We start from the raw sequence: 16,507 nt of genomic DNA on the forward strand, positions 1-16,507 counted from the left end.
CGAATTACGAATTACGAACACAGCTTTAATTCAGATTAATTTGTTGATTTTCGTCATTGTCTGTAGATTCTAAAACTTCATTTTCTAAAGCCTTACGAGCAACTTTAGTAACGTAAACTGTCACGGCAACTGTAGCAATAAAACCAATGATGCGAATTGCCCACTGTACACCGGGGTTATCGGGTTGAGCCTCAGTACCGATTGTGGCAATGTTACCAGCTAAGGAGCCGATGTAAACATACATAATTGTGCCGGGAATCATCCCAACGGAACCAAGAAAGTAATCTTTGAGAGAAACACCCGTTACGCCATAAGCATAGTTCAATAAGTTGAAGGGGAAGACAGGAGAGAGTCGCGTTAATAGGACAATTTTCAATCCTTCTCTACCCACAGCTTCATCAATCGCCCGGAATTTGTTATTTCCGGCAATTTTCTTAGCCACCCAACCCCTAGCCAAATAACGCCCGACGAGGAAAGCGGCGGTAGCTCCAATGGTTGCACCAATGAAGACATAAATCGAACCCATAACTACGCCAAAGACGACACCCGCACCAAGTGTGAGGATTGACCCTGGTAAAAAGGCAACAGTAGCAACGATATACAGTAGGATAAATGCCAATGCTCCTACAGCACCCAAACCATCAATCCACTGCAAAGCATTTCGCAACCAGATTTGGGGATTAAATCCTGAAGCATTTTGAGCCGATTCTTGTCCCCAAGCTGGTTCGGTGGTAAATATCACAGCAACGCTAAATGCCATCAGCATCAGGAAAGTAAATTTAACCAACTTTTGCCAATTCTTCGTGAAGATATCTGCAATAGTTGGCTTTTGACGTTGGGGAAAGAACAAATTAGTTATTGCAGGTTTTAACATAAGTAATTTATCTCTATAGAGTGGTTGTGTTTAAAACTTTTTGGGCTAAGTGTGCTAACTTGTCAATTGTTTGCAACATTTTCCATCATCCTTGATACTACATCCAGATACAAGTAAGGTTTCCTGAAGGAGAGGACTGAAGTCCTCACTACGAAATTTGATGACGCTGTTTTAATTAGAGCGCAGATTGAATTATTTCTGTGTATTGTTTTTTCGGTTTTAAGCCTACAATCTGTGATAATACTTGCTGATTTTTTAGTAATACTACTGTGGGAGCGCTTCTGACACTATATTTAATTGCTAGTTCAGGTTCTTCGCTCATATCAAGTTCAACTAAATGTAAGCTGTCTGTATGATCAACGGCTATTTGATGTAGTACGGGTTTAAGTGTTTCGCAGGAAGGGCAGTAGGGAGCTACAAATTTGACAATGATTAGCTGCTCGGATTCCTGTATTAACCATTCAAAAGCGGCTCTTCCGGTGAAGAATGTTTGATCAATAGAAAAAGTGTTTTGCATATTTATCTCCTCAGAATTGTCTTAAAAAGCACTATTTAAGCGGCGAAACTAACAAGCGATGCTCGCTGCTCTGATAACCATCGTTCAGCTTCTAGGGCTGCCATACAACCAGTGCCGGCTGCGGTAATTGCTTGGCGGTAAATGTGATCTTGAACGTCTCCAGCCGCCCAAATGCCGGGAATATTGGTAGCTGTACTTTTACCCTGTGTTTTGATATAACCCGCCTCATCCAGTTCCAATTGTTCCTGAAACAGTTGGGTGTTGGGGGTGTGTCCAATGGCGTAGAATAACCCACTCACGGCTATGTTATAAATTACACCAGTCCGATTGTCCTGAACTTGGACGCAACGTAGTACCTGATCACCATCTACACTCAGAGGTGAGGTCTGCCAATGGATGTGAATTTGGGTATGATTAAATACACGATTCTGCATTGTCTTGGAAGCTCGGAGGCGATCGCTTCTTACCAGTAAATGCACCTGACGAGCATATTTAGTGAGATACAGAGCTTCTTCTATAGCCGAATCACCGCCACCAACCACAGCAATGTCTGCATTGGCAAACAAAGGATTGGCCCCATCGCAGATTGCACAGGCAGAGATGCCGTTATTCCAAAACTTTTCTTCACCCGGTAGATGTAATCTTTTTGCAGTGGCTCCCGTACAGATGATCACAGCGCGAGCCTTAACCTCTAAGGTATCAGCAGAAGTTAATGTAAAAGGGTATTGAGAAAAATCCACAGCGATCGCATCATCAATAATTAATTTAGCACCCCATCGCTGTGCTTGCTGGCGCATCTCCTGCATTAACTTTGGTCCCTGAACTCCCGCAGCAAAACCAGGATAATTCTCTACCTCAGTAGTAGTCATTAATTGACCTCCAGGTATTCCCCCAGCACTGAAACCTTCAAATACCAAAGGCTGGAGTTGAGCGCGTCCCGCATAGATAGCAGCAGTATAACCCGCAGGGCCAGAACCAATAATCACCAGATTTTCCACCATGACTAACCTCCTATAAACCACTGAGTGCCAGTAAATAGGTAATAGGCTCCAGTCATAATTAGCGCCACACTGCCAAAGCGGATAATGCCTTCGGAATGTTTCAATAACTTATTACTTTGTTTAGCCAGTCCCGTAAATAAACTAGCTAGAAAAATCAGGATTGTATAACCCAGCGCATAGCTCACCATCGTTAGTGTCCCCAATACCTGCGAACCTGTTGCAGCGGCCGCAGCCAGCACAGCAAACAGCACCGGACTAGCACAGGGAGAACTCACCAGGGCAAAAGTCAACCCCACCCCATAAGGGCCAGCAGCCTGGGGGAGATTTATATTCATCTGCGGTAGGGGAAGTTGTACCAACCCCATCAACCACAGACCCATTACAGCCATAATCACACCCACGACAATATTGATATAGCCCCGGTACTCCACCATCACGGCTCCGGCGAAAGATGAGACTAAGCCAAACAAACTTAAAATTGTCACTGCTCCCAGGACAAACAAACCAGCCTTACTAAAAGCATCCCAACGAGAGTTAATTTTTAATGTGCCGATGTAACTCAGGTTAACTGGCAAAAGTGCCAAAATACAGGGAGATACACTAGCAAGTATTCCACCAATAAAAGCTAAAGGTAGTAATACTAAAGGATTTGTTGTGTTTTGTTGGTCAAACCACTGTTGATAGCGGTTTTCCACAATAGAAATTAACCGTTCAACAGGGTGACTGATTACAGGCCCCAGGGTGATCACCAGAATTAAAGAGAGTAATCCCAATCCACCATAAACTAGCCATTTTTTCGATATTTTAGAACGCCGAGGAGCTTTCTCCTCAGTGGAATACTGAGATATCTGTTTCATTAAGTTATCCTTAATTCAGGTAACATGAAGTTGCTTCTTCAATAACAAAGGAAGGCGCAACTCATTTTTTGGTGATTTATTGAGTCAAAGCAGTATCAAGAACCGTTGTGTAATCTTCTAAATTCGGATTGTTGCGGTGCTGTGCTAAGATTTTTCCGGTTTTAGGCTCAACGATGGTTAGCATTCCGGTTTGAGACTTATTGGCAGATAAAAATTCACTTAGTCCTAGTTCTTTTGCTTTCGCTTCTGCTTCAGCTGTGCTGGCTTTATCGCTAACATCCAAAACTACAAAATGGACTTTTCCTTCATAGTCTTTTTCCAGTTGCGATAATGTCGGCGCAATATTCTTACAAGCAGAACACCAACTAGCAAACACATCTACTAATACTGGTTTATCCTGAATTTCTTGGGCGAGGGGACCCCCTACAGTTTTGGCTTTAGCAGCGCAGGGGTTTTTAGACGCACAAGGGTTTTTAGACGCGCAGGGATTTGACTGAGCAACATCTGTAGTTGATGGGGAGGCTTGATTCTGAGAAATATTATCTGGGTTCGTTGCGCTACATGATACTGTCAAAACCAGTCCACTCAAACACAGTAGACTTAAGAAAAATTTGCTCGGTTTGTACATTGTTCTTTTCCTCACGCTTCAATGATATTTTTCTGCCACCATGCGCCTTACCTGGATTTCCGGTTGTTTCCCTGAATTTAGGGATGGGAACTGTGAATTGTGGCGCATCTGTTTATAAGACGAGTGAAGATCAGAATTGGATTTAATTAGGGCTTGCTGAAGAAATCTAAAAACATTACAGGTAAAGGATTTTAGCCTGTTTGAAATTGAAAAAGTGCAAGCTTTTATGAAGTGGGAACTCGAAAACCTTGCATTTAAGTTTGATTCAAAGGAAAAATTTTCCCTACTAAACTCTTGAAACTGTTCCCTGTTCCCTGTTCCCTAATCTCCACAGATAACTTATATGCCTAACGGCACGCTACGCGAACAGCAAACCCTATTTAAATTTAAAATGACTCCTCAGCACCTGACGGGGCGTTTGCAGCCATGAAAAATTAGCTTTACTCCTAAAGATAGAAGCAAAGCCATCATTCAATTAATTGTTTGCTAAAGCGGTTTCGAGTATTTTTTTGTAGTCAGCCTTGTTAGCATTGTTTTGGTACAAAGCTAAAATGTTGCCAGTAGCAGGGTCAACAATAGCTACTGTACTTGTTTTGCTCTTATTAGCTGCTAGGAATTTCCCTAAACCTAATTTTTTGGCTTTAGCTTCCGTTTTTCTGAGTTTGGCTTTATCAGTTACATCTAGGACAACAAAGTTAACCTTGCCAGAGTATTCCTGTTTCAATTGCGACAAGGTAGGTGCAATATTTTTACAGCCAGCACACCAAGTAGCAAACACATCTACCACGACTGGTTTACCTTGAAGTTCTTTGGCTAGGGGTCCCCCTACAGAATTAATTTTAGCTGCACCAGGATTTGCCTGAGCAACTTTTGTAATTGATGATTGAGCTTCTGTTGCAGAAATACTAGCTGAGGTCGTTGCTACCGTCGATACGGTAAAAACAAGGCTGCTCAAACAAATTTTGAGCCAGAAGTTCGCGTGTTTGTGCATAAAATTTTTCCTGTTTTATAGCTTCAATTGCTGGACGGATGCGGCCACAATGCAAAATACCAAGTTTTGTGGTATTGGGAACTGGAACTGTGAATTGTGGAGCCTCTGCCTATAAGACGACTGAAGATCAGAATTGGATTTAATTCGTGGTGAAACGAGTTTAAATTAAGTATTAAGATGTAATGTTGGCTAAATTCACAGCATGAAAACGTTCCTTACAGACTCCACTGACATCACCAGGATTCATTTCTCTTCAAGGTTGGATTTGAAGCAGCGTAGCGAATTGGGACAGTTTTTAACTCCTGCTCCAGTTGCTCGTTTTATGGCGAGACAGTTCAGCAGTCTATCTGGTAACATTAGTCTTCTAGATCCTGGAGCCGGAGTAGGGGCATTAACTGCTGCATTTGTAGAGCAACTCTTGGCAAATTATCACAAGGTTGAAAGCTGTTTCATAACAGCGTATGAAGTTGAATCAACTTTTTTACCATCTTTGAAGCAATGCCTTATAAATTGTTGTGCAGCTTTAGAAAACAAAGGCATTCAAGCAAATTACTGTTTACACGAGAAAAATTTTATACAAGATACTCTTGAAATAAATTTACCACTTTTTACTACTTCTTCCAGCAGTTTCACTCATGCGATTCTGAATCCACCTTATAGAAAGATTAGTAGCCAATCAATAGAAAAAAAAATTCTTTCAAAACTTGGGCTTGAAACTGTAAATCTATATAGCGCATTTGTTTGGCTGACTGTATTACAATTGGCTGAGGACGGAGAAATAGTTGCAATTACGCCGAGAAGTTTCTGTAATGGTGCTTATTTTCGTCCTTTTCGTAAGGCTTTACTGGAAAGTATGGGACTAAAAAAAATACATATTTTTGATAGTCGATCAGTCGTTTTTGCGGAAGATAATATATTGCAAGAAAACATTATTTTTCATGCGATTAAAACAAAATATAAGCCCGATTTTATAGAAATAACTAATAATTGTGAATTTGATATACATAATTATTCGGAATTAAGATATGTTCCTTATAACGAAGTAATTGAAACCAATGATTCAGAGGGATTTATTCATATTGTTATCAACTCGCTTGAAGATTTTTTGAGAGTACAAATGAATCAATTTTCATCTACTTTGGATGAAATAGGTCTAGAAGTTTCAACTGGTCCCGTTGTTGATTTTCGTCTCAAATCAGCTTTAAGAACTTGCTTAGATGAGCAAAGTGTTCCACTACTTTACCCAGAATCTATGAAAATAGGGAAAGTTTTATTCCCACCCAGTAATCCTCGGAAGTCGATAGCAATTGCACACAACCAAGAAACAGAAAAATGGTTGGTTCGTTCAGGTTGGTACGTTTTAACAAAGCGTTTTTCTGCTAAGGAGGAAAAGCGTCGTGTAGTTGCTGCTGTGTGTTCTCCTCTGGATGCACCTCTACTGGGCATAGAAAATCATCTTAACTACTACCATGCTAAAGGTCAAGGCATGAACCCTGACTTGGCACGAGGTCTGACAGCATTTCTCAATTCAAGTTTATTTGATCATTACTTCCGGCAGTTTAGTGGGCATACACAAGTCAATGCAACAGATTTACGTAAAATTAAGTACCCTTGCAAAGATGATCTCATCCAACTAGGAACCCAAATTGGTGATTCTCACTTTAATCAAGAGCAACTTGATACAGTTGTACATAAAACTTTGTCGATTATGAGCGAAGCAACAAATGCAATTCAGGCTGGTAAACGAATTGAGGAAGCAATTGCTATTCTCAAAGATATTTCTGCTCCCAGAGAGCAGCAAAACGAACGATCAGCACTGTGCTTACTCGCTTTGGCAAACATTCAACCTGTAACACCTTGGAATCAAGCCACTGCACCAAGACGCGGAATTACACAAATGATGGATTGGTTTCGTGACAACTACGGTAAACAATACGCACCGAATACACGCGAAACAGTTCGACGGCAAACAATGCACCAGTTTGTGCAGATGGGGATAGTTGTTGAGAATCCAGATCAACCAAATCGACCGATTAACAGCCCTAAATGGTGTTATCAGCTTCATCAACAAGCATTATCACTTCTGAAATCCTATGGTTCTGAGAATTGGGAAGAAGCTCGTAAAAATTATGCTGTTTCGGTCAAAAATCTGTTGCAGGATAGAAAGCGAAACATACCGATGATTCCGGTAAGTTTGCCTAACGGTCAAGCTATTCAGCTATCATCAGGTGGACAAAATATATTGATAAAAGACATTTTGGAGAGCTTCTGTCCCAGATTTACACCTGGAGGTTTAGTTCTCTATGTGGGCGATGCTGGAGATAAGTTTATTATCAATGAAACTCAGAAATTTCGAGAAATGGGGATTGAGCTAGATCCGCACGGTAAAATGCCAGATATTGTAGTTCACTATGAGAAGCAAAACTGGCTTGTATTGATAGAAGCTGTGACTAGTCATGGTCCGGTCAACTTGAAACGTCACAATGAATTAAAGCAGCTGTTTCAGTTCAGCCTGAAGGGATTAGTTTTTGTTACAGCTTTTCCCAGCCGTAAGGAAATGACTCGGTATCTTGCTGAAATTTCTTGGGAAACAGAAGTTTGGGTTGCAGATCAACCCGATCACATGATTCATTTCAACGGAGAGAGATTCCTTGGACCCTATGAAAACCCAGAGAAATCCAATCCGATCGCATGATCCCAGTCGTCATTAAAATAGATGGTATTTTTCAGAGGAAATGGAGAGAGGTGATGCAACAAAGATTATCGCTCACTTGCTCTGATATCTGTTCAGTCCTGTTTTTGACACAGCATGGAGCCTAAACTTCCCCAGCCAAATTGCAAAGAACCTTCATCTACTACCGATGAAGCCTTATTTGTGGCGCTCAAAAATGGCGACTCCTCAGCGTTAAGCACTTTGTTTAATCGTCATGGTCGTCTGGTATATGGATTAGCATTAAAAATATTGGCTAACTCCCAAGAAGCCGAAGATTTAACTCAAGAAATTTTTCTCACGCTGTGGCGAAAAGCATCTAGCAATCCAGATTGTCGCTTTTTTGTACGTTATCTGGTAACTGTAACGCGATCGCGCGCTATAGATAAACTACGCGATCGCAACAGACAACTCAAACTTGTGGAACGGTGGGGACAAACAATGTCGAATGAAGTAACACCTTCTCCAACGCCTGTTGAGCAAGCAACCTTTGCAGAGCGCGCCGGGCGAATTTACAATGCTTTGGGACAACTCCCCGAAAAACAGCGTCAAGTAATTGAATTGGCTTATCACCAAGGATTAAGTCAGTCAGAAATTGCCAAACAAATTGACATCCCTCTAGGGACAGTCAAAACCTGCACCCGTCAAGGATTACTAAAACTCAAACGCATCTTACTAGATTCGGATTTATCTATATATGAATAAATCTTTCGATCCCGAATACATGAAAAACCTCGCTGCGGGGTTTGTCGTCGATGACCTCACCCCTGAAGAAATGGCAGAATTTCGGCTGTTGCTGGATCAAAATCCAGAACTTATAGCTGAAGTGGAGGATTTACAGGAAGTTTTGCGACAAGTTGTAGATGGTTTCACCGAAGTAGAAGCACCAGCCAATTTATTACCAAAAATTCTAGAACAAGCTGAAGATTACACCAGACAAGCTACTGAGGTCAAAAGAAACTCCCAAAGAGTCGCTACGCGAACGCCTCAACGGTGGATGAAAATTGCTGGTAGTATGGCGGCATTGTTTGTGATAGCTCTAGGAGTTGATAACTATCGGCTACGGCAAAATCTGGGTATTGTCACAGCCGATAACCAGCGCTTACGCCAGGATTTTACCCAAGCTCAAGTAGTTAAAAGCCTGCTCCAAAATTCGCAAACGCGATTATTTACTTTTCAAGCGGTTAAATCAACAGATAACAGTTCAGGGAGCATGATTATCAATCCTGAGCAAGAAAAAGCGGTAATGATTTTCCAAAATCTTCCCGCCCCTCCTCCTGGACATTTTTACTTTTTGTGGACAGTTGTTGCTAACGAAAAGTTACCCTGTGGTGAAGTCAAGCCTTATGCTTGGGGAACTGCTTCCCATGAGTTACCATTTACTCCTCAAATGTACAAAGAATTTTATCACCCACAATTTTCCGGTCTAGTGATCACCTTGGAGACAGATCCAAATGTCTCTCGTCCCACCGGTACTGTAGTTATGCAAAGTTCACAAATTTGACAATGGACTGAAATCTTTCTCCAGTCATCTAAAGACGACTTTCGCTATTAGAAGGGGGTTTGAACCCCCGGCGGTTGATTGTGACGAGTGGAAGATGTGATTAAATTAAAGTACCGCCACAACTAGAACCAGACCCAGCAGTACAACCGTAACAGTAATTTGCAGTCCTGATTTCTGTAATTAAATCTAATGTGCCAGCAGCCAATAACTTAGCAACATTTAAAATTTCACCATCATCATTTTTTGATAGCAAATTTTCCATCTGGTTAAAGTCGCAGTCATAGACATTACCCAAATAATCAATTGAAAGTTCATCTCTACACATTAAATGCTCAATTGTTGTAGAGTTGAAATGAGATTCTAAAAATTGGAGATAAGGTCTGTACAGTTTTTTGTGTTCTAGATGAAACTTAGTTCTACCAATGGGTAGGTTGGTAATTGCAAACAAGTCATTAAAACTAATTTCAAAATGTTCTTGCAAGAACATTTTATAATCTTGTTTAAGTTTAGCTTGATTGGGTGTGAGGGAAAAATTCTCAGAAGTGGGAATTTGCGGGTTATAAACTAAGTCAAGGATTAAATTGGGATCTTGACCATAGCCAAGACGGTTCAGCCATTGCAGAGCGCGAATTGAGGCATCATATACACCATTTCCTCGCATTTTATCAACGTTGTCAGAGAGATAGCAAGGCAGAGAAGCTACAATTCTAACTTGATTTTGAGCGCAATATTCGGGAATATCTCCAAAACCAGCTTCAAAATAAATAGTCAAGTTAGAGCGCACAATTACCTGTTTACCATGCGATCGCGCTGCTTCTACAATTGGTTTAAAGCCATAGAGCATTTCGGGTGCGCCACCTGTCAGGTCTACAACTTTAATTTGGGGAAATTGCTCAATTAATTGAATTAACTGCTGGCAAATTTCGGGAGAAAGTTCTTCAGTACGTTTGGGACTGGCTTCTACATGACAGTGGCTACAAGCTAAATTACAACGTTTACCCAAATTAAGTTGTAAAACAGTAATTTGGTTTTTAGTCAGGGGTAAATTCAGCTTTTTTCTAAAAGGTGTGATGTCTGAATTTAAAGATAAAGGTTTTACTTTTTGCTGAACCATTCTTAATCTTCATTCTTTGCTACAAAAAAACTCATTCAGGGAGAATAACTAACAACAGCCACCACCATTGTAATGCCAAGTTGAATCTGTAATTAGGATTTCTTTGGGAGCAACTTCACCTAATTTTCCAGCAGTTTTATCACATACCGCCGCAGGTACTCCCGATTGCAGAATATGTCCGGCTTGGTCATCGAAAAATGGTTCTATTCCGGTGTAAATTGCTGTTTTACCTGTAAAAATACAAGCCCCATCTTCAGGAATTGGTACTTTAAAAGCCACAGAGTCGAGACTTTCTAGCAGCAAGTTTTCTGCTAAATTATAATTTTGGCGATTCAGGAGACGATAAGGACGACGCGCCCGGATTTCTACTTGACCAAAGCCAGCATTTACTAGATGTTCAATATACTGTTCGTAGGTCATTGCTCCCGATAGACACATAGCGCGTAATCGTTCATCGTTTTGCAGGTGTTCGGGAATGGGACGAGTTGCAATGGGATCGCTCATCAGTAAGCGTCCATTGGGCTTTAACACTCGAAAAGTTTCTTGTAAAGCTAACTGCAAATCTGCGGGTTTAAATATATTAAATAGACAATTTTGTGCTACCACATCTACGGAAGCATCAGGAACCGGTAAAGCAAAGGCATCTCCTTCCCGAATTTCGACAAAATTCGCCTCAAACCAGTCATTTTCTTGAGCAGCAAGTGCTAAATTCCGCATCGCTGCTGACCGCATAGCCGCTACCGGTTCAATCGCAATTACTGACCCTGGACGGCGGGAGAAGTAAGCAAATTGTAATGCTTCCAAGCCACCACCAACGCCTACATAAAGTACAGTGGGGTCGTTAGCTAGTTCAGTGGGATGAACTGTTGTACCACAACCATAGTTCATTTCCTGCATTTGGGAGGAAATTTTGAGTCCTGGTAGTTGTAGAGGACTACTTTGGACGCAACATAATCCAACTTGTGGTGTTTCGGCGACTTCACTATAAAAGTTAGCGGTTGTTTCAAGATAGGTCATGATAATTTTTTGGTTGTATGACAAAAGTGTGAGTGAGTTTCACGCATCAGCGAAGCGAAGTACGAAGTGCGTTAGGCGCAAAGAGTCAGAGTTCAAGAAATGTAATTTTTGCATTTCATATTCAAATTTAGCAAGGTCTGAATTAGGGCTTTGTAGATTAATACGAAACTGAAGCTAAAAAGGATTTAACCACGAATACCATTGACATAAGCAGCAGTGAGGGCGTGCTGTGGGGTGGTAAAAATCTGCTCGATAGTACCATATTCGATTAATCGCCCTACTTCGGCTTGTACCCAAAATAGCGCGGCATAATCACCAATGCGTCTCGCTTGGGCGAGGTTGTGAGTCACAATTACTACTGTATAACTTCCTCGCAGACTGGCAATTAAATCTTCTACTACTCCGCTAGAAATGGGATCAAGGGCGCTACAGGGTTCATCAAATAATAAGACTTCTGGTTGCAAAACTAAAGCACGGGCAATACATAAGCGTTGCTTTTGTCCACCTGATAAAGATAAGGCGGAGGTATTGAGGCGATCTTTAACTTCTGTCCATAGTCCCACGTCTTGCAGTGCGGTTTCAATCAGCCAGTCAATTTTTTCGCGGTTTTTGATTCCGTGTTCTTGTAGGGGAAATGCGAGGTTTTTCCAAATTGAGAAGGGGAAAGGGTTGGGCTTTTGGAATATTGTACCTATGCGCCGACGCAGTGCGATCGCATCGACAGAATTATGCAGAATTTCCCCAGTGTCTAAGCGGATGCTTCCGGAAATTTTGGTGTGCGGGATTAAATCAGTTAAGCGATTCAGACAGCTTAAAAAGCTACTTTTGCCACAGCCAGAAGGACCCACTAAGGCGGTGATTTTACCTGCGGCGATTGGCATGGTGATATCTGTAAAAGCGGCTTTTTTCCCGTAATATAAACTTAGTTTCTCGGTTTGCATTGAGGGCAGATATGACCGAGATTTTTGTGTGGTTTGAGATTTATACATGATAGACGAACCGCAGAGACGCAGAGGATACAGAGTTTGAGAGGTTTTTTATTTGGAGGTTCTTATCGCGTTTCCTACTTTAGTGAGATATAAGAACCCCACCCCCAACCCCCTCCCCGCAAGCGGGGAGGGGGCTATGATATACGTTATATGATGAGGAAACGCTATAACCACAACTGGGTTGTCCAAGTGGCTATACTATTCACCAGTAGTAATAAAATTAACAGGACTAGGGCTGAGGCGTAGGCGTTAGCGTCTCCTCCTGCAATATTCATGGCTAAATCGAAAATGTGTACGGATAGCGATCGCCCTGAATCTAGTAATGATTCTGGCATTCTATCTACATAACCACTGGTAAAAATTAATGCTGCTGTTTCGGCGATCGCGCGTCCAATTCCCAAGACTAAACCCACTACTAAACCGGGTGTGGCTGCTGGTAACAACAATTTCCATAATGTGGTAGTCCGTGATAATCCCAAGGCTGCTGCCCCTAATCGATACTCTGCGGGAACGGTCTGTAATCCTGCTTCTGTGGCACGAATTAGTATAGGCAACACCATACAAGCTAATGTCAAACCACCGGATAAAATGGAAAAGCCTAGTCCCAATTTTATTGAAAACAAGGCGTTACCAAACAAGCCAAATACAATCGATGGGACTCCGGCTAAGACATCTAAACTGCGACGCACTAAACGCCCAAAAGCATTTTCAGTGCTTGTAAATTCGGCTAATAATATGGCTGTACCCACACCCAGGGGAAGAGAAACGGCCATACAAACTCCTAATATTAAACCAGTAGAAATCAGTATCGGGGCAATTCCGCCTTCACGTCCAGCATTTCGCGGTTCTGTTGTTAAGAATTGCCAAGAAATTTGCCCAATCCCATGCCAAATGATATCGCCTAAAATCCAACAAAAAATGGTGGTGACAAACAGAGCGATCGCCCACAGAATCAAGGTAGGTAATGGCAGTTTCATGGATAAATGTTTCTCCTACTGACACCTTCGGCTATGGCTACTAAGCAGGCGATCGCCATCATTAATAACAAGCCACTCACAAACAAAGCTGAACGGTGGTTCCCGGTGGCATAAGCCATCTCTAAAGCGATATTAGCGGTGAGGGTGCGAACAGGGTCAAATAAGCTGCTGGGAGTCTGGACAACATTCCCACAAACCATTAATACTGCCATCGTTTCCCCAATGGCGCGTCCTGTACCTAAAATCAAACCAGTAAATAAACCAGATTTAGCCGCAGGTAAAACAACCCCTCGGATGGTTCCCCAGTGAGAGATTCCCAAAGCGGCTGCACCTTGTAGATACTCCTCTGGAACTTTGGCAAAACTGGCTTCTGCGGTGAGTGCAATTGTCGGCAAAATCATGAATGTCAAAATCGCTATTCCTGCTAACAAACTGGTTCCGGGTGGTTGCAGTCTGCCAATTAGGGGGACAAGCACAACTAAACCCCAAAACCCGTAAACAACAGAGGGAATTCCTGCCAGTAAATTAATTAATTGCCGATAAAATACAGCAATGAAAGCAGGTGCATAATACTGACAAAATATCGCCGAACCTATACCTATAGGTGCAGCCAGAATTACCGCACCGAGTGTTACTAACAAACTTCCCCACAACATTGGCAGCAAATTATAAAATTCTTCCACTGGATGCCAAGATGGATCAGTGAAAAAACGTGACCATCCTATCTGTTGTAATACTGGTAATGCTTCGAGTAATAAGAATCCCGTAATTAAGATAACTATAATACCTGTGATTGCAGCAAATAACCGTAATATCAACAGAAGAACGATATCACTTTGAGATGGGGACAAATTCTTGTTTTTGAACAATATCATGGACTTGTGGCGACTGGGCAAACTCGATAAATGCTTGTTTTAAACCTTCTGGCTGGGTTTTAGTAACCAAATTTAGGGGACGGGAAAGGGGAAATGTCTGATTTTGGATATTCTCAGTAGTCGCGGCGATTTCATTTAGTGGTAATAATTTGATAGTAATTCCACTAGTGAGGCTAAATTCAGCCGTCCCAATTGATACATAACTAATAGCGTTGGGGTTCCCTGCTACTGTCTTAATACCTTGCTGATTGTCGCCAATGACTACAGATGATTTGATTTCACTATTCTGGATTTGGAAATAATTGAGAAATAATTCTAGGGTAGAACGTCCCTCAGCTTTATTCACAACTGTAATTGGGGCATTGTTGCCATTAACCTGTTGCCAATTGTCAATTTTACCAGTGTAAATGTCTAAAACTTGTTGATTTGATAGAGATTTTACTGGATTATCTTTATGTAGAATAATGCCAATTCCATCACTCGCGATCGCAAAACTTTGTAAGTCTGTTTCTTCATCTTTGAGGCTACGAGACACCATACCCACATCAGCAACTCCTGTCCTCACATCAGCGATACCGCGAGATGAACCCCCTGTTTGCACATCCACTCGCACATCAGGATATTTGGATTCAAATCGCTTACCAATTTCTGCTGCTAATGGTGCTACTGTACTAGAACCTGTTAAAACCAACTTTCCTTGTAATTGATTGGTTGATTGGGTCGCTATTTGGGATGGTTGCGTACAAGATTTTAGCCCTAAGCAAATTGTGAAACCGACAGCAATAAATGCTAGGGTTTTGAGTTGTTTCATCGAAAAAGTTTTTAATTTCTATTCAAAGGAGAGGACACAACAGCCTAAATCAATTACCTGACCAGTATTGATTTGTCTAACCGTTGGCACAAAATGGTAAAGTACCGCTTTACCGTCTCTTTTCGCCTCCACAAAACCTGCTGATCGCAAAATTTTTAAATGGTGAGATAATAAACTTTGTTCTAGCTGCAATACAGCGTTTATTTCCCCCACGTGTTTAGGGCTTTCCATGAGAATTTGGAGAACAGATAGACGAGTTTTATCTGCTAAAACTTTGAGTTGCTCGGCACAAAAGGATGGAGACGATAAATTTTTAGGCTTCATCATTCACCATGATTATGGTTTGAATTGCTATTGATATGAAAATATTTTCATATCATTTAGAATATACCACACTTTTTGATTGTTTTCCCAAAGTATAGGATTCCTATATTTGATTCAAGACAGTTCAGTAGTCGTTCTAGAAGACGCTGAACTGTCTAACATCGACATCAAAAATTTTTCGCAGTCCCGGTAACATGATCAAATTCAAAACGCTGTTGATAGTTGGTTTCGCCATATAAATTGAAGCTAATTGTCGGTTCATCACCCAGTGCTTCAACATGATGAATAGCATCAGGCATCAAGCCAATAATTTCGCCGGGAGTGAGAATAATTTCCCCTGTTTTTTCAATGCTACCGTTTTGATCAGTCCGTCTCCAAATAGTATTTTTTTCTTCTCCACTAATTAGTGCTACAACTCCCCAAGTAGCATGATTATGAATTGGTGAAACTTTTCCCGGTAGCCAAGCGACTGTTTGCACCGTCAAAGGAAAATCCGGTTCATCATATAGGGTGAGGACTGACCAGCCTGTTTCGGGATTTGGTTCGAGATATTCACCTTGCAGCCATTCTGAACTGGTTAATAATCGCCGCACTAGGGGAAAAATTGCTTGGAGTCGGAGGCGATCGCTTTGGAATTGCTCAAGAATATCTTCGAGATCAGTTAAAAACCGATAGAGTCGATATTGACTTGTCAATAATTCTAAATTATCTGGTGATTGTTCCCAAGTTTCCCACTTACCATCATCTGTTACTAAGCAATCTTGACTCAACATATTTTTTAAAGATGACTACATCTAGTAAACTGAACTTGCTTTATCAGCCATATCTTTTGAGATTATAAATTTCTAGATTCTAGCACCCTGACTTTCTCAACGAGTGTTGCAATTTGAATGCGCTGCTCTTTTAACGCATTGAGTAATAATGATATTTGTATGTTTTGGTCTTTCACAGCTTTAGTTAATACAGCCACAACATCAACAGGACTAATTGCCTTATTATCACTTGATGTCAGTAAATTGGGAACTTCTTCAGACAAAAATCCTGCCTGAGTTTCTTTATTTATACTATTTTTATAATTGAATTTGATTGGTTTTATAGTCCTTAGTATGTCCGTCACCTCTTTACTAGATAATTCGGTAATATTCTCTTTCAATTCCCTTGATGAATCTTGAAAAATTCTACCATTAATCCTCAAATTTCCATCTACATATAATTTAGTATCTGAATCTGGGAGAGAATTTCCTATACTCACATGACCTTCTGTAGTCAAGCGCATCTGAGTGATACCATTGGTTTGTAATAATAAATTAGCATCACC

The 16,507-nt window shown here is 41.1% G+C and carries 18 protein-coding genes; 3 read left to right on the top strand and 15 right to left on the bottom strand.

Annotation, left to right across the window (positions count from 1 at the left end):
* Nucleotides 1-25: 25 nt before the first annotated feature.
* The 6 genes from VB654_RS05845 to VB654_RS05870 all read right to left on the bottom strand — a co-directional run bounded on the left by VB654_RS05845 (nt 26) and on the right by VB654_RS05870 (nt 4,868).
* The gene (locus VB654_RS05845; RefSeq protein WP_323212618.1) at nt 26-874 is read right to left on the bottom strand and encodes a TVP38/TMEM64 family protein; all 849 of its coding nucleotides are present in this window, start codon (nt 872-874) and stop codon (nt 26-28) included.
* 175 nt (nt 875-1,049) lie between these two features.
* Nucleotides 1,050-1,391: a thioredoxin family protein gene (locus VB654_RS05850; RefSeq protein WP_323212619.1), complete on the bottom strand. Its 342-nt coding sequence runs from the start codon at nt 1,389-1,391 to the stop codon at nt 1,050-1,052.
* A 35-nt stretch (nt 1,392-1,426) separates the two neighbouring features.
* Nucleotides 1,427-2,392: a thioredoxin-disulfide reductase gene (gene trxB, locus VB654_RS05855; RefSeq protein ID WP_323212620.1), complete on the bottom strand. Its 966-nt coding sequence runs from the start codon at nt 2,390-2,392 to the stop codon at nt 1,427-1,429.
* A gap of 2 nt (nt 2,393-2,394) precedes the next feature.
* On the bottom strand, nt 2,395-3,249 hold the full coding sequence (locus VB654_RS05860) for a cytochrome c biogenesis CcdA family protein (RefSeq protein WP_323212622.1): 855 nt from the start codon (nt 3,247-3,249) through the stop codon (nt 2,395-2,397).
* Between the two features lie 76 nt (nt 3,250-3,325).
* Nucleotides 3,326-3,877, bottom strand: coding sequence for a TlpA family protein disulfide reductase (locus VB654_RS05865; RefSeq protein ID WP_323212623.1), 552 nt, complete (start codon nt 3,875-3,877; stop codon nt 3,326-3,328).
* A gap of 475 nt (nt 3,878-4,352) precedes the next feature.
* On the bottom strand, nt 4,353-4,868 hold the full coding sequence (locus tag VB654_RS05870; RefSeq protein WP_323212624.1) for a thioredoxin family protein: 516 nt from the start codon (nt 4,866-4,868) through the stop codon (nt 4,353-4,355).
* Between the two features lie 283 nt (nt 4,869-5,151).
* On the opposite strand from VB654_RS05870, the gene VB654_RS05875 reads away from it, so the two are divergent.
* The 3 genes from VB654_RS05875 to VB654_RS05885 all read left to right on the top strand — a co-directional run bounded on the left by VB654_RS05875 (nt 5,152) and on the right by VB654_RS05885 (nt 9,082).
* Nucleotides 5,152-7,563 (top strand): BsuBI/PstI family type II restriction endonuclease, encoded by a 2,412-nt coding sequence (locus tag VB654_RS05875; protein ID WP_323212626.1) that lies wholly within the window; start codon nt 5,152-5,154, stop codon nt 7,561-7,563.
* 114 nt (nt 7,564-7,677) lie between these two features.
* Nucleotides 7,678-8,283, top strand: coding sequence for a sigma-70 family RNA polymerase sigma factor (locus VB654_RS05880; RefSeq protein ID WP_323212627.1), 606 nt, complete (start codon nt 7,678-7,680; stop codon nt 8,281-8,283).
* On the top strand, nt 8,276-9,082 hold the full coding sequence (locus VB654_RS05885) for an anti-sigma factor (RefSeq protein WP_323212629.1): 807 nt from the start codon (nt 8,276-8,278) through the stop codon (nt 9,080-9,082). Before VB654_RS05880 ends, VB654_RS05885 begins: the two co-directional genes overlap by 8 nt.
* A gap of 100 nt (nt 9,083-9,182) precedes the next feature.
* Here VB654_RS05885 and arsS read toward each other — a convergent pair whose 3' ends face one another.
* The 9 genes from arsS to VB654_RS05930 all read right to left on the bottom strand — a co-directional run.
* Complete coding sequence (arsS, locus tag VB654_RS05890) at nt 9,183-10,196, bottom strand: arsenosugar biosynthesis radical SAM (seleno)protein ArsS (protein WP_323212630.1); 1,014 nt, start codon at nt 10,194-10,196, stop codon at nt 9,183-9,185.
* 48 nt (nt 10,197-10,244) lie between these two features.
* Nucleotides 10,245-11,213 carry an arsenosugar biosynthesis arsenite methyltransferase ArsM gene (arsM, locus tag VB654_RS05895; protein WP_323212631.1) on the bottom strand — a complete coding sequence of 323 codons (969 nt, stop codon included), beginning with the start codon at nt 11,211-11,213 and terminating at the stop codon, nt 10,245-10,247.
* 185 nt (nt 11,214-11,398) lie between these two features.
* Entirely contained in the window at nt 11,399-12,202 is an 804-nt protein-coding gene (locus tag VB654_RS05900; protein WP_323212632.1) for a phosphate ABC transporter ATP-binding protein, read from the bottom strand.
* Nucleotides 12,203-12,366: 164 nt separating this feature from the next.
* Complete coding sequence (gene pstA / locus VB654_RS05905; protein ID WP_323212634.1) at nt 12,367-13,179, bottom strand: phosphate ABC transporter permease PstA; 813 nt, start codon at nt 13,177-13,179, stop codon at nt 12,367-12,369.
* Nucleotides 13,176-14,030, bottom strand: coding sequence for a phosphate ABC transporter permease subunit PstC (pstC, locus tag VB654_RS05910; RefSeq protein WP_323212635.1), 855 nt, complete (start codon nt 14,028-14,030; stop codon nt 13,176-13,178). The genes pstA and pstC overlap by 4 nt, the downstream gene beginning before the upstream one ends.
* On the bottom strand, nt 14,011-14,865 hold the full coding sequence (locus VB654_RS05915; protein ID WP_323212637.1) for a phosphate ABC transporter substrate-binding protein: 855 nt from the start codon (nt 14,863-14,865) through the stop codon (nt 14,011-14,013). Before VB654_RS05915 ends, pstC begins: the two co-directional genes overlap by 20 nt.
* 18 nt (nt 14,866-14,883) lie before the next feature.
* Entirely contained in the window at nt 14,884-15,192 is a 309-nt protein-coding gene (locus VB654_RS05920) for a metalloregulator ArsR/SmtB family transcription factor (RefSeq protein ID WP_323212638.1), read from the bottom strand.
* 164 nt (nt 15,193-15,356) lie between these two features.
* On the bottom strand, nt 15,357-15,962 hold the full coding sequence (locus VB654_RS05925; RefSeq protein ID WP_323212639.1) for a cupin: 606 nt from the start codon (nt 15,960-15,962) through the stop codon (nt 15,357-15,359).
* A 62-nt stretch (nt 15,963-16,024) separates the two neighbouring features.
* A partial coding sequence (locus VB654_RS05930) for a tail fiber domain-containing protein (RefSeq protein WP_323212640.1) occupies nt 16,025-16,507 on the bottom strand: 483 nt, incomplete at its 5' end.

Origin of the sequence: Nodularia sp. UHCC 0506, from assembly GCF_034931045.1 — a bacterium.
Lineage (GTDB): Bacteria > Cyanobacteriota > Cyanobacteriia > Cyanobacteriales > Nostocaceae > Nodularia.

What these genes read in the sequence shown, in the direction of transcription:
- VB654_RS05900 (WP_323212632.1), bottom strand. Translation starts at nt 12,202, where the DNA reads ATGTATAAATCTCAAACCACACAAAAATCTCGGTCATATCTGCCCTCA.
- VB654_RS05915 (WP_323212637.1), bottom strand. Translation starts at nt 14,865, where the DNA reads ATGAAACAACTCAAAACCCTAGCATTTATTGCTGTCGGTTTCACAATT.
- VB654_RS05845 (WP_323212618.1), bottom strand. Translation starts at nt 874, where the DNA reads ATGTTAAAACCTGCAATAACTAATTTGTTCTTTCCCCAACGTCAAAAG.
- pstA (WP_323212634.1), bottom strand. Translation starts at nt 13,179, where the DNA reads ATGAAACTGCCATTACCTACCTTGATTCTGTGGGCGATCGCTCTGTTT.
- VB654_RS05870 (WP_323212624.1), bottom strand. Translation starts at nt 4,868, where the DNA reads ATGCACAAACACGCGAACTTCTGGCTCAAAATTTGTTTGAGCAGCCTT.
- VB654_RS05865 (WP_323212623.1), bottom strand. Translation starts at nt 3,877, where the DNA reads ATGTACAAACCGAGCAAATTTTTCTTAAGTCTACTGTGTTTGAGTGGA.
- arsM (WP_323212631.1), bottom strand. Translation starts at nt 11,213, where the DNA reads ATGACCTATCTTGAAACAACCGCTAACTTTTATAGTGAAGTCGCCGAA.
- VB654_RS05925 (WP_323212639.1), bottom strand. Translation starts at nt 15,962, where the DNA reads ATGTTGAGTCAAGATTGCTTAGTAACAGATGATGGTAAGTGGGAAACT.
- VB654_RS05920 (WP_323212638.1), bottom strand. Translation starts at nt 15,192, where the DNA reads ATGATGAAGCCTAAAAATTTATCGTCTCCATCCTTTTGTGCCGAGCAA.
- trxB (WP_323212620.1), bottom strand. Translation starts at nt 2,392, where the DNA reads ATGGTGGAAAATCTGGTGATTATTGGTTCTGGCCCTGCGGGTTATACT.
- VB654_RS05850 (WP_323212619.1), bottom strand. Translation starts at nt 1,391, where the DNA reads ATGCAAAACACTTTTTCTATTGATCAAACATTCTTCACCGGAAGAGCC.
- arsS (WP_323212630.1), bottom strand. Translation starts at nt 10,196, where the DNA reads ATGGTTCAGCAAAAAGTAAAACCTTTATCTTTAAATTCAGACATCACA.
- VB654_RS05885 (WP_323212629.1), top strand. Translation starts at nt 8,276, where the DNA reads ATGAATAAATCTTTCGATCCCGAATACATGAAAAACCTCGCTGCGGGG.
- VB654_RS05880 (WP_323212627.1), top strand. Translation starts at nt 7,678, where the DNA reads ATGGAGCCTAAACTTCCCCAGCCAAATTGCAAAGAACCTTCATCTACT.
- VB654_RS05860 (WP_323212622.1), bottom strand. Translation starts at nt 3,249, where the DNA reads ATGAAACAGATATCTCAGTATTCCACTGAGGAGAAAGCTCCTCGGCGT.